The following is a 14,963-nucleotide window of genomic DNA, read 5'->3' on the forward strand; positions in this document are numbered from 1 at the left end:
TTTGATTTAAGATGGATTCGACAGTTGCTGTTGAATCCATTTTACATTCTGAGGTGTAAATAAATGATCAATGTTTTTCCAAATCACATGATAACCATAGCCGCCTTCTTTCATTTCTTTGACGGCATCATCAATTGACCAATTTTCAAAAATAATTCGATACATGGCAATCGTTGCTCCAGTACGGTCAGAACCGTGATAACAATGTACTAAAATTTTATGATTATTCTGTTTTGCTGTTTGAATCGCTTTCATTGCTTTCAACAAATCAGAACGATTAATTGCCCACGTATAAATTGGAATATGTACCAAATTAAAATTCTGATCTTTTAAAACGATGGCATCTTCATTGCGAGCTCTCAAATTGATGATGGTATCAATTTTTTCAGATTTCAATGTTTGGGCTAACTCAGCATTTGGCTGCTCGCTTCGAAATACATCCTGACTCACTTGATAGAAATTGTGCGAATTTGAGATGAGTGTTCCCCAGTTTTGGGGGCGTTGCTCGTCATCTAAACTCGGGTGCTTCATACATCCGCTGACACTCAGTGTCGTAACTAAAATCGTGGCAATAAGAGTTCTTTTCATATTACTGATAACGGTTAAATTCAACTGGATCGTGCGCACAAATTAACTCAATACTTGATTCGTGTTGAGCGAGATATTGTAACTGCTTGAGGTTATGTATTCGTTGCTGGTTATTTTCTGCAAATAACCGTTCAGTGATACCGAGTGCACGAAGTTTATTCTTCGGATCTAACTCTAAATGTGAATAATAAGCATCACCACAGAAAAGTAACCAACCATCCGATTTTTTAATTGCAATCCCACAGTGACCAGCTGTATGTCCTAGCAGGGGAATCATCAAGATTTCATCTTGAAATAAAGGTAATCCTCTGACTTTTTGAAGATTAAACCATTCTTCGCCATCATTATGTTCAGCAAAGCTCCAATAGCGATGTTGTTTAAATTGGTCTGTTTTATAACGCAGTTTATTTTTAACAGATAAGGATTGTGTCGCATTAAACTCCGCTGCAAGTACATGAACGGTTGCATTTGGAAAATCTGAAATGCCGCCTGCATGATCAAAATCGAGATGAGTGACAAAGATATGTTTCACGTCATTTTGGCTAAAACCGAGTTGTTGAATTTGTTGAATGGCACTTAATTTTAAATTTGATTCGATATGCCCAACTTTTTTAACTAAAGTACCAAGGCGCTTTTCCATATTTAAATAATCTTGTAAGCCCAATCCCGTATCAATCAGCACTAAGCCTCGATCAGTTTCAATTAAGAGGCAATGGCAGACCAGATGTGCTTTCCAACCTTTCTGTCCAAATAATGGCGCGCATACAGGGCAAAAGCTTCCGCAATGTAAATGATGGATGTTATAGATCATGAGCGTTTTTATTGTGTAATGAGCTGACTTATTCTTATAGCCTATTGATGCGTGCATACCCAAATATTTATTTCAAAAAAATGCCTATCGAGTAGATAGGCGATGGAGTTTTTAAATTTATTAACTCACAGCATAGCTGCTCATCTTCTTGCGAAGCTTTAGTCGCTTCTCAGGAACGAGCGTTGCACGTCTTTATTGCTACGCACTTCGTTTGTCTTGCGCTTCGCTTGAAGCCTTTAATTGGCTTCAATCTCTTCACTCACAGCATAGCTGTTCGCCTTGCGTTCGGAACGAGCATTGCTCGTTTTATCCTCACTCAGGCTGTGGTGTAAATCTTAAGTAAGGTTTGATGGCCTTATAGCCCTTTGGAAAACGTTGTTTGATTTCATCTTCATCTTTTAATGATGGAATAATTACAACGTCTTCACCTTGTTGCCAATTCGCAGGTGTTGCAACTTTATGATGATCCGTTAATTGCAATGAATCGATCACACGAAGTATTTCATTAAAATTACGACCTGTGGACGCAGGGTAGGTAATAATCAGACGAACTTTTTTATTTGGATCAATAATAAGGAGTGAGCGAACGGTTAGTGTTTCACTGGCGTTTGGATGGATGAATCCGTACAGCTCAGACACTTTACGGTCTTTATCTGCAATAATCGGAAAATTAACGGTCGTATTTTGAGTTTCGTTAATGTCTTGAATCCAATTTTTATGAGACTCAACATCATCAACTGAAAGAGCAATCGCTTTAACACCACGTTTGTTAAATTCCTCTGAGAGCTTTGCCGTAAAGCCTAATTCAGTTGTACAAACAGGGGTAAAGTCGGCTGGATGTGAAAATAAAACACCCCAATGACCATCCAAGAATGAATAAAAATCAATGTGGCCTACACTTGATTCTTGTTGGAAATTTGGAGCGATATCGCCTAATCGTAATGTCATAATAAATCCTAAAAATATTGTGTAATGGTCTTGTATGAACTCAATATGCAGCATTCAATTTATAAAGAAAATTATTGTTTTTTGATGTTGTTATCCATTTTTAAGATATAAGCAAAAAAGCGGTGTTAAAATATTGATCAGAATTTCACATTCAAGTCGATGTAACTTAAATGCAAATTTGCTACATTAACCGTCTTTAGTTGATTGATGTCAGAATCGCCTAGCAGATTTTTTTACCTGTTTGGATGCAAAGCCCTTGTAGTTCTTATTTCTGACACCATAATAAGGCTTATTCAGCTTTCTTTGATGAAAGCTTTAAGCTCGAAAGCTAAGAAAAAATTACCTATTTAAACAAACAGGATTAGAGAGTTTATTCATGTTGGCAAGTCTGATCGGAGGTATCTTCGGTACTAAAAATGAGCGTGAACTCAAACGCATGCGTAAAATTGTTGAGCAAATCAATGCGCTTGAACCGACGATATCTGCACTAAACGATGCAGACCTTTCTGCAAAAACTCCAGAATTCAAACAACGATTTAACAACGGTGAAAGCTTAGATAAATTATTGCCAGAAGCGTTTGCTGTTTGTCGTGAAGCTGCAAAACGTGTGATGGGTATGCGTCATTATGACGTTCAGCTTATCGGTGGTATTACACTTCATGAAGGTAAAATTGCCGAGATGCGTACTGGTGAGGGTAAAACTCTCATGGGTACATTGGCATGTTATCTCAATGCATTAAGTGGTCAAGGTGTTCACGTGATTACCGTGAATGATTACTTAGCACAGCGTGATGCTGAGTTGAACCGTCCATTATTCGAATTTTTAGGTTTGAGCATCGGTGTGATTTATTCGATGCAAATGCCTGATGAGAAAGCTCAAGCTTATCTTTCTGATATTACTTACGGTACGAACAACGAGTTTGGTTTCGATTATCTTCGAGACAACATGGTGTTTTCTCTACAAGAGAAAAAACAACGTGGTTTAAGCTATGCGATTATTGATGAGGTCGATTCGATCTTAATTGATGAAGCGCGTACACCATTGATCATTTCTGGTCAAAGCGAAGATTCATCTCAGCTCTATCAGTTAATCAACAGTATTCCACCAAAACTACATCCACAAAAAGAAGAGAAAGTGGCTGATGGCGGTCATTTCTGGGTGGACGAGAAACAGCGTTCAGTTGAAATGACTGAAGTGGGTTATGAGACTGTTGAACAAGAATTGATTCGTATGGGCTTGTTAGCTGAAGGTGAAAGCCTCTATTCAGCAACCAATTTAAATTTGGTTCACCATGTCACTGCTGCGATTCGTGCGCATTATCTCTATCAAAAGAACGTGCACTACATCATTGGTATTAATCCACAAACACAGAAAGAAGAAGTGATTATTGTGGATGAAAGCACTGGTCGTACCATGCCTGGTCGTCGTTGGTCAGAAGGTTTGCACCAAGCAGTTGAAGCTAAAGAAAACATGGAAATTCAGCCTGAAAACCAGACTTTAGCAACCACGACTTTCCAGAATTATTTCCGTCTTTATAAAAAGCTTTCAGGTATGACAGGTACTGCTGATACTGAAGCAGCGGAAATGAAAGAAATTTATGGCTTAGATGTTGTGATTATTCCAACGCACCGTCCAATGGTTCGTCAAGATCACAACGACTTAATCTATCTAAATCGTAATGGTAAATACAACGCTATCATCGAAGAAATTACCAATATCCGTACTCAAGGTGTTGCACCAATTTTGATTGGTACAGCAACGATTGAGGCGAGTGAGATTTTATCTGCAAAACTACTGCAAGCTGGTATTCATCACGAAGTTTTGAACGCGAAACAGCATGAACGTGAAGCAGATATTATTGCACAAGCAGGTAGCCCAAATGCGGTAACGATTGCAACTAACATGGCTGGTCGTGGTACGGATATTTTGCTTGGTGGTAACTGGAAAGCTAAGCTTGCAAAAATCGAAAATCATACTGCTGAAGATGAAGCTCGTTTACAAGCGCAGTGGGAAAAAGATCACGAAGATGTTTTAAGTTCAGGTGGTTTACATATTATCGGTTCTGAACGTCACGAATCACGTCGTATTGATAACCAGCTGCGTGGTCGTGCTGGCCGTCAAGGTGATCCAGGTGTGTCACGTTTCTATCTGTCTCTTGAAGATGATTTGATGCGTATCTTCGCGGGTGATCGTGTTGTTGCAATGATGCGTGCGATGGGTTTACAAGAGAACGAAGCGATTGAACACAAAATGGTGAGCCGTTCAATTGAGAATGCACAACGTAAAGTAGAAGCGCGTAACTTTGATATTCGTAAGAACTTATTGAAGTACGATGATGTGAATAACGAACAGCGTAAGATTATTTACTCTCAACGTGATGAAATCCTAGCTGAAAGTACGTTGCAAGACTACATCGAAGAAATGCATCATGAGGTGATGAAGGGTGTTATTGCGAACTTTATTCCACCTGAGTCAATCCACGATCAGTGGGATATTGAAGGTTTAGAAAATGCATTACGCGCGGATTTAGGGGTTGATCTTCCTATTCAACAATGGTTAGAACAAGATCGCCGCTTAGATGAAGAAGGTCTAGTTGCACGTATCTCTGATGAGGTTGTAGCACGTTATCGTCAACGTCGTGAACAAATGGGTGCTGAATCAGCTTCAATGCTTGAACGTCACTTCATGTTGAATTCGCTAGATCGTCACTGGAAAGATCATTTAGCGGCTATGGATTACCTACGCCAAGGGATTCACTTACGTGGCTATGCACAGAAAAATCCTGAGCAAGAATACAAAAAAGAAGCATTTAACTTATTTGTTAACATGCTCGGTATTATTAAGTCAGATGTGGTGACCGATCTGTCTCGTGTGCATGTACCGACAGCTGAGGAGTTGGCTGAGTTAGAGGTTCAACAGCAACGTCAAGCTGAATCTATGCGTCTTTCATTTGAGCATGATGAGGTTGATGGTCTAACTGGTGAAGTGACGGTTTCAGAGGAAACTGAAGGTGATTTGAACCAAGCATTCCCTGTACCAGAAAGCCGTAATGCGCCATGTCCTTGTGGGTCTGGTCTTAAATATAAGCAATGTCACGGTAAAATCTAAGTAATTTAGATCAAATGACATAAAAAGCAGAGCATAGGTCTCTGCTTTTTTACGAGAAGTAACTTGAGTCAAAACTGGCTTTGTAGTTTCATAAATAGACTTAAAGATCTTGATTGAATTCGCATTAAAAGCGGGAAGACAATGAAAAAAGCATTACAACTTTTAGTTTTAGCGAGTACAGCAGTAACTGGTTTAGCATTTGCAAATGAGGCGACGCAAACGACGACTGTTGATAAAGTGATGGCTGCAAAAGGTTCAACTACAGCCGAAGCGCAAGTGAAACGTGAAGTGACGACAGTCGTTAGTCCTCGCACAGGAATCCGTTATACACTTGGTGATACGGGTAATCGCCCAATCGTATTGCAAACTGCGGCAATTGCGCCTGCAAACTCTGCAAACATCAATCGTATTGTTGCGTCTAATCCAGCACTATCTGCAAAAAGCCAAGAAAAAGCCAAGATTGCTTTAATTGGTGAAGCGGCTGTACAAGCTGCTGATGCTGCGGCAGCCCAAACTGCAAGTGCTCAGACACAGCAAGCTGCTCAATAAGATTGAGTAGGTAATAAAAAAGAGATGCTTTTGCATCTCTTTTTTATTGATGAATCAGAATTATAGAATACTTGGTAGCAGGATTAAGCCAATAATAATGGCAAACAATAACCACTTCGAAGCATAGTAAAGTGGACGGTTACGAGCTTTTAGACCACGTCCATAGTGATGAACTGCATATCCATATTTAAAAATACGGTTGATAAAACCTGTTTTATCTTGATCATCATTAGGCGAACTTGCTGCTGACATGACATTACGACCAAACCAATGGTTGAACTTTTGTGCCCAGCCCCATTTCATTGGGCGTTCAATATCACAGAATAAGATGATACGGGTTTCATCAGTTTTGTTTTCAGCCCAATGCACAAAGGTTTCATCAAAAACCGTTGCCTCACCATCTCTCCAGCTATAACGCTCTTGATCGACTTCAATAAAGCAATCATCACTATTTGGTGTTACGAGACCTAAGTGATAGCGTACTGAGCCAGCATAAGGGTCACGATGTTTACCTAAATAACTACCAGAAGGCAGTTCTGTAAACATGGCAGCTTTCACAGAAGGAATACTTTCAAGCAAGGCAACTGTTTTAGGGCAAAGTTGTTGTGCAGATGGATGGCTGTCTTGGTACCATTTCAAATAGAAACGCTTCCAACCACGTTTAAAAAAGGTATTAAAACCTGCATCATTATTTTTTTCAGCTGCTTTAATTTGATTTTGTAGCTGAATAGCTTCTTCTCGAATCACCTGCCAATTATCTTGTAATGGTTTTAACTCTGGAAATTGAGCAACATCAAAGAATGGCTGATTAGGTAATTTAGAAAAACCAGTCATAAACATGTTGACTGGTGCTAAGAATGTAGAATGGTCGAATAATTGTCGAGATGCTTTTAATCGTTCCTTACCACGGTAAAAAGTGTATAAAAAACTGACTAAAAATACGGCAACGATAATCACTGCGTACATAAGTACAATCGTCTAAAAAATAGGAGGCGGCTATTCTAGCATAAAAAATATTGCCGAGAATGTGTGGCGTTGATCAATATAATGCGACGAACTGTGCTGTCTGATGAGTGGTTGTTCGATAGAAGATGAATGATGATAGTACGGGCAGAATGGATGTAATTAACTTATAAGATCATTATTGGATAGGCTGAGCATCAGAGTAATGCTCAGCCTAATATAAAACACTAAATTTGATTATTTACATCATCGTTTTTGGTTTCACGAATCAGTAAAAATGCAATTAAAGATAAGATTGACGCAACGCTGAGATATAAACCAACAGCGCCTAAGCCATAGCTTTCAGCAAGTTTTGTCGCAATATAGGGTGCAAATGAAGCGCCAAAAATACCTGCTAAGTTAAAGGTCAATGCTGAACCTGTATAGCGTACTGAGATTGGGAAAATTTCAGACAGCACCGTGCCAATTGGACCATAGGTCAATCCCATGATCGAAAGCCCCATACATAAGAACAAGAATACGAGAATTGGGCTACCTGAGCCAAGTAAAGGGGCAAAGCACAAACCAAATAAAGCAGATAATACACATACGGCAATCGATGTATTTTTACGACCAAACTTCTCAGCAAAAATTGCAGACAAAGGAATAAATCCTGCAAAACATAAGGTAGCAACCAGTTGTAATTCTAAGAATTCACTGCGTGTATATCCCAACTGTGTTGTTCCCCATGTTAAGGCGAAAACGGTAGTGAGATAGAACACCACGAAGGTACAGATTGCAGCAATTGTGCCGAGGACTAACATCGGGAAATGTTTGGTCATCACCTCTTTGAAAGGAACATTGACCTCTTTCTGTTTGTTCAGAACTTTTTGGAATGCAGGTGTTTCATGCAGTTTTAAACGGATATAGAGACCCACTAACACTAAAATTGAACTTGCGACAAACGGAATACGCCATCCCCATGTCATAAATGCTTGCTCAGACATAAATGCAGTAAGTAATAGGAAGGAACCTGTTGCCAAGATAAAGCCAATCGGTGCACCTAGTTGAGGAAACATTCCATACCAAGCACGTTTACCTTCAGGGGCATTTTCAGTTGCAAGTAGGACGGCACCACTCCATTCACCACCTAAACCAAGCCCTTGACCTAAACGACACAAGGCCAATAATAAAGGTGCAACGATTCCAATTTGAGCATAAGTTGGCAGTAGACCAATACATACGGTTGAAATACCCATGGTCAACAGAGCAGCTACAAGTGTTGCCTTACGTCCAATTCGATCCCCTAAATGTCCAAAAATGGCAGCACCGATCGGGCGTGCAATAAATGCGATCGCAAATGTCGCTAATGATTGCAAAATAGCTGCACTGCCACTGCTTTCAGGGAAAAATAGATGAGGGAAGATCAGGACTGCTGCGGTGGCGTAGATGTAAAAGTCAAAAAACTCAATCGTTGTGCCGACCAGACTGGCGAATAATACCCTTACTTTTGAATTGGTTGCCACTTCTGTGGTGACAGTCGTAGAACTTGACGACATACAAGACCTTCATTTTTTGTGTTCAAGAAGCAGAAATGAAACTGTCTTGAAATTCCTTTTTGAATGCGGGATTTACTCAGAAAACTGAAAGTTAAGATTTAAGTTGTTGAGTGACCAAGCTTAAAGTACATAACAATAGATTGCTAGAAAGTGTAAACCTGCCCCTATTAGCACAAAAACATGCCAAATTGCGTGGGTATATCTTACCTTTTTTAAAGCATAAAACAACGTACCGACCGTATAGGCAACACCGCCAGCGATGAGTAATTGAATTGCACCCTGTGAGAGATACTTTTGCATATCATCCATCACCAAAACAGCTAACCAGCCCATAACAAGATAAGCTGCTAAAGAGACCTTTTGGAAACGATGAATAAAAACTAATTTAAACAGTGTGCCAATCAAAGCAATCACCCAAAGTGCAATCAGTAAGTAATGCGCTTTGGCTGTTGGGATTGCGATACTGAGGAAGGGGGTATAAGTTCCTGCAATTAAATAATAAATCGCGGTGTGATCCAGTTTTTTATACCAATAACGTTTACGTTCATCTTGCGCAAAATGATAGATCATTGAACTAAACAGTAATAAGACAAGGCTGAAGCCGTAGACCCATAGACTAAGCCATTGTCCGAGTGGCAATGTATGTCCCTTAATAATCAAGCATACAGATGCAATGAGTGCGAGTGCAGCACCTATACCGTGACTATATGCATTAAGTAGTTCTTCTTTCGGGTCATAGTCCAACAATGTTTTTGTGTTCATCTAGCAATTAGGCTACATAAAAATACAACTGTATCGTAATGCAATTTCCCTTTTAAAGTAAGACGCTTTAAAATTTAGTTTCTATTTGTCAGGTTTTCATTATGTTTGCGCCGAATTTTTCATTTGAACAAGAACAGCAGTTTTTCTTGGATATCCAGCAATCGATTGAAAATCAAAGCTTTGATCGTCTGATCTTGAGTCAGTATAAAGGTGAGTTGGCACAATTAGAGAAAATGACATTCCGTCAAATTGAGTTACAAGGTCAAGCTACTTTATCTTGTCTATATCATTATCCGACACAAGACATGACCAAAAACTATTCTATTGATGAAGGTTTAGAAAAAATTGCTGAACTTTTATCGCAATCCAAACAAGTCAATCTTTTTACGTTGCATGAAGATGTTCAACTTAAGAAAAATAAAAAGAAAGCGATGTTAAGTCGACAAAAAAAACAAGCAGAAGCAACTAAAATCGAGCAACAGCATAATCGTGAAAAACATCGTTATGTACAACAGCAGAGTCCATTTTTAAAGCATCTTGGTATTACTGATGAAAAGGGACAAGTAATTCCAAGCATGGCACGTAAATGGAAACAGATTAATAAGTTTATTGAAATCTTTTCAAATGCCTATGAACAAATCGATGCATCCCAACAAGCGTTGAATATTGTAGATTTTGGCTCAGGTAAAGGTTATTTAACTTTTGCTTTATATGATTATTTACAGGCTCAAAATAAAACGCCGTTGATTACAGGTGTTGAATTACGTTCTAACTTAGTTGAGTTCTGTCAGCAGGTCGCAGATGAGGTTGGATTTAATCATCTTGATTTTTTTGAAGGTGATGTGCGTAGTTATCAACCAGCAAAATTAGATGTGATGATTGCACTACATGCCTGTGACATTGCAACTGATTTTGCGATTCATACAGGTATTCGTTTAAATGCTTCAATGATTATGTGTGCGCCATGTTGTCATAAAGAATTACGCCCGCAGTTGAAAAGCCCAGAAGTATTACAACCGATGTTGCAATTCGGAATCCATGCGGGGCAACAAGCTGAGATGCTGACGGATACGTTGAGAGCGTTATTGTTAAAAGCTTATGGCTATGAAACCAAAGTTTTTGAGTTCGTTTCTTTAGAACACACCAGTAAGAATAAAATGATTTTAGCAACTAAGCGTAAAGATATTCAGCAGCCTGATACGAAAATTATGCAGCAGATTCAAGCGTTAAAGGAAATGTATGGCATTCAAAAGCAAAGCTTAGAACTATTGTTGCAAGATCAAATGCCAATCGAGAATATCGGCTGTAAATGCTAAGAGAGAAATATGTTCAGCGTTAAACAGGGTTCGTGGGATCAATTACAGCAGGATGCAAAACTCATTCGGGAATTGGTCTTTATTTGTGAACAAAATATTCCTGAGCAAGATGAGTGGGATGATCAAGATGCAATTTCTCAGCACTTTGTCGTTTATGAACAAAACCAACCGATTGCGACGGCTCGGTTATTAGCAAACAATAGTGTAGGACGTGTTGCTGTGCTCAAAGCTTACCGTGGTCAGGGTATAGGTCGATTGATTATGTTGCAGATTATTGCTTACGCTCAGGCTCAAAAACGACCAAGCTTACAGCTATCGTCACAAGTTCATGCAATTTCATTTTATGAAAAGCTTGGCTTTGGCATACAAGGCGATGAATATGATGAGTGCGGCATCCCACATATTGAAATGGTGATGCCGATTGGTCTTCACAGTTTATAAGCGAATTATTCGATCAACTTATTTTTGCTGATTTTGCTCAACAACTTCTGATGCAGCAGATGCATGTTGGGCAATTTGTTTTTCTTGTTGTGCTTTACGTTGCGCGCCCGGCATATACTCGGGTTCTTGCGTCATTGCTAAATAGAAAAACTTAAAAAAATGGTGCTGAGTACACCAACAATGATGACAAATTTCCAGCCTAAAACAGTTTCGTTAGAATCTTTGTGAGAATTTGAGCGATCACTCATAAAAAAATATCCAAAAATAAATTTTGCATTGTAATAACAAAAATAAAAAACTGAGCAATGCTCAGAAAACCATAAGTATTATATGGTTTTATCCTGTGTTTGAGTGCACTTTCATGATTTATATTTTTGATTGAGTTGAAGCGATTGATTTGAAAATATTGAAGTGATTTGATCTTAATGTTTGTAGCATTTGATCTAGAAGCCGTCAGCATTACTGCTCAGGTTGACGGCTTGATTATTTGTTAAAGCAGTTTCCACTGCTCAATTGCTTTAAGCCCTGTTTCTATTCCAACATCGTAGCTATAACGGATTTTGGCTTTGTTCTTTGAGAGACGTCCCGCCATATTTTTGAGATCAGGAGGACATACTTCTAATATTTTCTGTTCTGATGACGAACGTACAAATTCTACCGAGTCATTATAACGTTGAGTCCGTACTAATAGGCTCTGAGCAAATCCTCGTTGTTGCTTAAACATATATTTTGCTAAGAATTGATCACCTTTGCTGCTTGCTTTGAAGTAGCTTTTTGGTCGTGTACGTAACACCATAAGCTTTGAAACATTGTTTTGTTGAGCAGTCCAGTGGATGGGAAGGGCATCAGCTACACCACCATCAAAATAAGGTTCACCAAAGACTTCAACAGCTTGACGAGTCAATACAGGAATTGAGCTTGATGCTCTTAAACCGTCTAAGATATTGTCTTTTGACGCTTTGATATAGGTGGCTTCTCCTGAAATAGCATGAGTAAGCACCATATAGAATTCAGGATGATTGGCAAATAAATGACTTTGATTTAGCGGATGTTCTTTTTCAACGACATCCCACATCCATTTTAAATCCAGTAAGTCACCACCTTTAAAAAAGCGACCGTATTGGATAAATTCGGAACGAAGCGAGTGATCTAAATAGATTTGTAGCGTGCGACCTTGTTGTGCAGCTAAGTAATTGGCGAGATTGGTTGAACCAGAAGAAACTCCGACACATAGATCGAAGGGGTTAAACTGTTGCTGCAAAAATGCATCTAAGACACCGCTGGTAAATGCACCACGCATTCCACCACCTTCAACGACCAGTGCCTGACGATTTTGTTGAAGCATTGAAAATCTCGAATAACATGATAAATCCCTGTTTAACACAGATTTATCATGTTCGACAATAACACTTTAGTGATTATGTTGATGGCCTTCAGTGCTGTCCATTTCCATTGACATAGAGGATTGTGACATTTCAGCTGGAGTTACGGCTTTCTTTTGGTTCATTGGCATATAATCTGGCTCATTGTTGATCGCCAAATAGAAAATCACCATAAATAAAAAGCTTAAAATACAAGTGATGATGAGTGCTTTCCAGCCCCAAGGAGATGTTTCAGGACAGAGTTTTTCAGACATAAAAAATTCCCAAAAGATGCGAAAAAATAAAGCTTAATTGGGTAAAGTTATAGCATAAATTGTAATGTATTACTCAGATGTTTTGCTGTGATTTTGTCGAGAGAATAAAAAGCCCGTACAGACAAGGAGTTCCATACGGGCCTTAACGGGCTTTAGTGAATCAAGATTATTGAATCACAGTTTTTTGCTGTGCTTTCTCTTTTAATAAATTTGGTGGATTGAAACGTTCACCAAATTTAGCAGCAAGCTCTTCTGAGCGTTGAAGTGATTGCTCAATACCATTTTGATTGAGGAACTGAATTGCTCCACCTGTCCACGGTGCAAAACCGATCCCAAAAATAGAACCAACATTGGCATCAATCACTGACTCTAAAACACCTTCTTCATAGCAGCGTAAAGTATCGAGTGCTTGAACAAACAAGAAACGGTCAATCATATCTTGTTCAGAAATATCATTGGCTTTTGTCCAACGGCTTAGACCATCCCATAAATGTTTTTTACCATTTTCAGGATAATCATAGAAACCAGCACCTGCGGCTTTACCTTTACGATTCAGCTCATGAATCATGGTGTGAACCACTTCATCCACAGGTGTTTTTGGTAAATCTTTACCTTCTGCTTGAAGTGCTTTTCGTGTTTCTCCTGCAACGTGCTCGGTCAACGTTAAAGAGACTTCATCTTGAATTGCCAATGGACCTACAGGCATACCTGCTTTGAGTGCAGCCATTTCGATTTTCGCTGGATGCACGCCCTCAGCAAGAAGACGCATACCTTCTTGAATAAAGGTTCCGAATACGCGACTGGTGAAGAAGCCACGGCTGTCATTGACTACGATTGGCGTTTTAGCAATTTGCTGTACAAAGTCATAGGCTTTAGCCAATGTTTCGGCAGAAGTCTCTTTACCTTTGATGATTTCGACCAATTGCATTTTGTCGACTGGGCTAAAGAAATGCAGGCCAATAAAATTCTGTGCATCTTTACTTGCTGTCGCTAAACCCGTAATTGGCAGAGTAGAGGTGTTCGATGCAAAGATTCCACCCTCAGCTAAATACGGTTCAGCTTCTTGTGTCACTTTGGCTTTTAATTCCTGATTCTCAAATACCGCTTCAATAATCAAATCACAGCCTTGCAGATCTGCTGCATCAGCGGTTGCAGTAATTAGTGCTAAGACTTGATCACGTTTTTCAGCAGACATTCGACCTTGCGAAACGCGTTTATCAAGGAGCTTTTGTGAATACGCTTTACCTTTTTCTGCATTTTCTACAGACACATCTTTGAGTACTACAGGAATGCCTTTGATTGCGGTTGAGTAGGCAATACCTGCACCCATCATCCCAGCACCCAGCACACCGACTTTCTTCGCTTGCCATTTTGCAACATCAGTAGGGCGACTTGCGCCTGATTTAATCGCATTTAGGCCATGCCAGAATGTACCGATCATGTTTTTAGACACTTGACCAACAGTCAGTTGAGTGAAGTAGCGTGACTCGATACGTAAAGCGGTATCCACATCGACTTGCGCACCTTCAACCGCGGCAGCCATGATCGCTTCAGGAGCAGGATAGCAACCTTTGGTTTTGTCACGTAGCATCGCTGGTGCAATTGCTAATACTTGAGCTACCGCAGGCGTTTTAGGATCGCCATCAGGGATCTTGTAGCCTTTCACATCAAATGGTTGTTGTGATTTCGGATTGGCTTTAACCCAAGCAATCGCTTTATCTAAAAGCTCTTGTTCATTTTCAGCCGTGTCATGTACTAAACCAAGCGATTTTGCTTTATCCACTCCAAACTGCTTTCCTTCCATCAAGAAGGGAAATGCATTTTGTAGACCAAGCAAACGTACCATACGCACGATACCACCACCGCCTGGAAGCAAGCCTAAAGTTACTTCAGGTAAACCAAATTTGGTTTTCGGATCATTGATGGCAATACGATAATGACAACCTAAAGCGATTTCCCAGCCACCGCCAAGCGCAGTACCGTTTAAAGCTGCAACAACAGGCACACCTAAAGTCTCAATCGTACGTAAGTTACCTTTGAGTTTTTCAATCATTTTGAAGAACTCAGTCGCATGTTCAGGTTGTACTTGAATCAGTTCATCCAAGTCACCGCCTGCAAAAAAGGTTTTCTTGGCAGAACGGAAAATAATACCTTTCAGTTCAGTTTCAGCCTTTAATTTTTGACTGACTTCATCGAGTGAATCACGGAACTCTGCATTCATGGTATTTGCAGATTGACCAGATGAATCAAGGGTAAGAATTACAATATTGTCAGCGTTTTTTTCGTATTTAATAGCGCTCAT

13 protein-coding genes and 1 pseudogene are annotated in these 14,963 nt (G+C 39.5%); 4 read left to right on the forward strand and 10 right to left on the reverse strand.

Annotated elements, in window-relative coordinates:
* Positions 1-6: 6 nt before the first annotated feature.
* The 3 genes from ACT4_RS11880 to ACT4_RS11890 form a co-directional block, all read right to left on the reverse strand.
* A complete protein-coding gene (locus ACT4_RS11880; protein ID WP_007482537.1) occupies positions 7-588 on the reverse strand; it encodes a dual specificity protein phosphatase family protein in 582 nt (193 codons plus the stop codon).
* A 1-nt stretch (position 589) separates the two neighbouring features.
* A complete protein-coding gene (locus ACT4_RS11885) occupies positions 590-1,399 on the reverse strand; it encodes an MBL fold metallo-hydrolase (protein WP_007482539.1) in 810 nt (269 codons plus the stop codon).
* 312 nt (positions 1,400-1,711) lie between these two features.
* Positions 1,712-2,347 (reverse strand): peroxiredoxin, encoded by a 636-nt coding sequence (locus ACT4_RS11890; protein WP_007482541.1) that lies wholly within the window; start codon positions 2,345-2,347, stop codon positions 1,712-1,714.
* Positions 2,348-2,723: 376 nt separating this feature from the next.
* Here ACT4_RS11890 and secA point away from each other — a divergent pair, with 376 nt between their 5' ends.
* Both secA and ACT4_RS11900 read left to right on the forward strand, forming a co-directional pair.
* Positions 2,724-5,456: a preprotein translocase subunit SecA gene (gene secA, locus ACT4_RS11895; RefSeq protein ID WP_007482543.1), complete on the forward strand. Its 2,733-nt coding sequence runs from the start codon at positions 2,724-2,726 to the stop codon at positions 5,454-5,456.
* 141 nt (positions 5,457-5,597) lie between these two features.
* Positions 5,598-6,005 carry a hypothetical protein gene (locus ACT4_RS11900; protein ID WP_007482545.1) on the forward strand — a complete coding sequence of 136 codons (408 nt, stop codon included), beginning with the start codon at positions 5,598-5,600 and terminating at the stop codon, positions 6,003-6,005.
* 60 nt (positions 6,006-6,065) lie between these two features.
* Here ACT4_RS11900 and lpxO read toward each other — a convergent pair whose 3' ends face one another.
* The 3 genes from lpxO to ACT4_RS11915 all read right to left on the reverse strand — a co-directional run bounded on the left by lpxO (position 6,066) and on the right by ACT4_RS11915 (position 9,268).
* On the reverse strand, positions 6,066-6,971 hold the full coding sequence (gene lpxO, locus ACT4_RS11905; protein WP_004877237.1) for a lipid A hydroxylase LpxO: 906 nt from the start codon (positions 6,969-6,971) through the stop codon (positions 6,066-6,068).
* 224 nt (positions 6,972-7,195) lie between these two features.
* Positions 7,196-8,506 (reverse strand): MFS transporter, encoded by a 1,311-nt coding sequence (locus tag ACT4_RS11910; protein ID WP_007482548.1) that lies wholly within the window; start codon positions 8,504-8,506, stop codon positions 7,196-7,198.
* Between the two features lie 120 nt (positions 8,507-8,626).
* A complete protein-coding gene (locus ACT4_RS11915; RefSeq protein WP_007482550.1) occupies positions 8,627-9,268 on the reverse strand; it encodes a hemolysin III family protein in 642 nt (213 codons plus the stop codon).
* 101 nt (positions 9,269-9,369) lie between these two features.
* On the opposite strand from ACT4_RS11915, the gene ACT4_RS11920 reads away from it, so the two are divergent.
* Together ACT4_RS11920 and ACT4_RS11925 are read left to right on the forward strand one after the other, a co-directional pair.
* Positions 9,370-10,584, forward strand: coding sequence for an SAM-dependent methyltransferase (locus ACT4_RS11920; RefSeq protein ID WP_007482552.1), 1,215 nt, complete (start codon positions 9,370-9,372; stop codon positions 10,582-10,584).
* 9 nt (positions 10,585-10,593) lie between these two features.
* Positions 10,594-11,025: a GNAT family N-acetyltransferase gene (locus tag ACT4_RS11925; RefSeq protein WP_007482553.1), complete on the forward strand. Its 432-nt coding sequence runs from the start codon at positions 10,594-10,596 to the stop codon at positions 11,023-11,025.
* 18 nt (positions 11,026-11,043) lie between these two features.
* Here the strand turns inward: ACT4_RS11925 and ACT4_RS11930 are convergent.
* The 4 genes and pseudogenes from ACT4_RS11930 to ACT4_RS11950 form a co-directional block, all read right to left on the reverse strand.
* Positions 11,044-11,273: pseudogene (locus ACT4_RS11930) on the reverse strand (hypothetical protein).
* 242 nt (positions 11,274-11,515) lie between these two features.
* Positions 11,516-12,370 (reverse strand): patatin family protein, encoded by an 855-nt coding sequence (locus tag ACT4_RS11940; protein ID WP_007482555.1) that lies wholly within the window; start codon positions 12,368-12,370, stop codon positions 11,516-11,518.
* 66 nt (positions 12,371-12,436) lie between these two features.
* Complete coding sequence (locus ACT4_RS11945; protein WP_007482557.1) at positions 12,437-12,661, reverse strand: hypothetical protein; 225 nt, start codon at positions 12,659-12,661, stop codon at positions 12,437-12,439.
* A gap of 166 nt (positions 12,662-12,827) precedes the next feature.
* The gene (locus ACT4_RS11950) at positions 12,828-14,963 is read right to left on the reverse strand and encodes a 3-hydroxyacyl-CoA dehydrogenase NAD-binding domain-containing protein (RefSeq protein WP_007482559.1); all 2,136 of its coding nucleotides are present in this window, start codon (positions 14,961-14,963) and stop codon (positions 12,828-12,830) included.

It is taken from the genome of Acinetobacter sp. NBRC 100985, from assembly GCF_000241225.1.
GTDB classification, from domain to species: Bacteria; Pseudomonadota; Gammaproteobacteria; order Pseudomonadales; family Moraxellaceae; genus Acinetobacter; species Acinetobacter venetianus.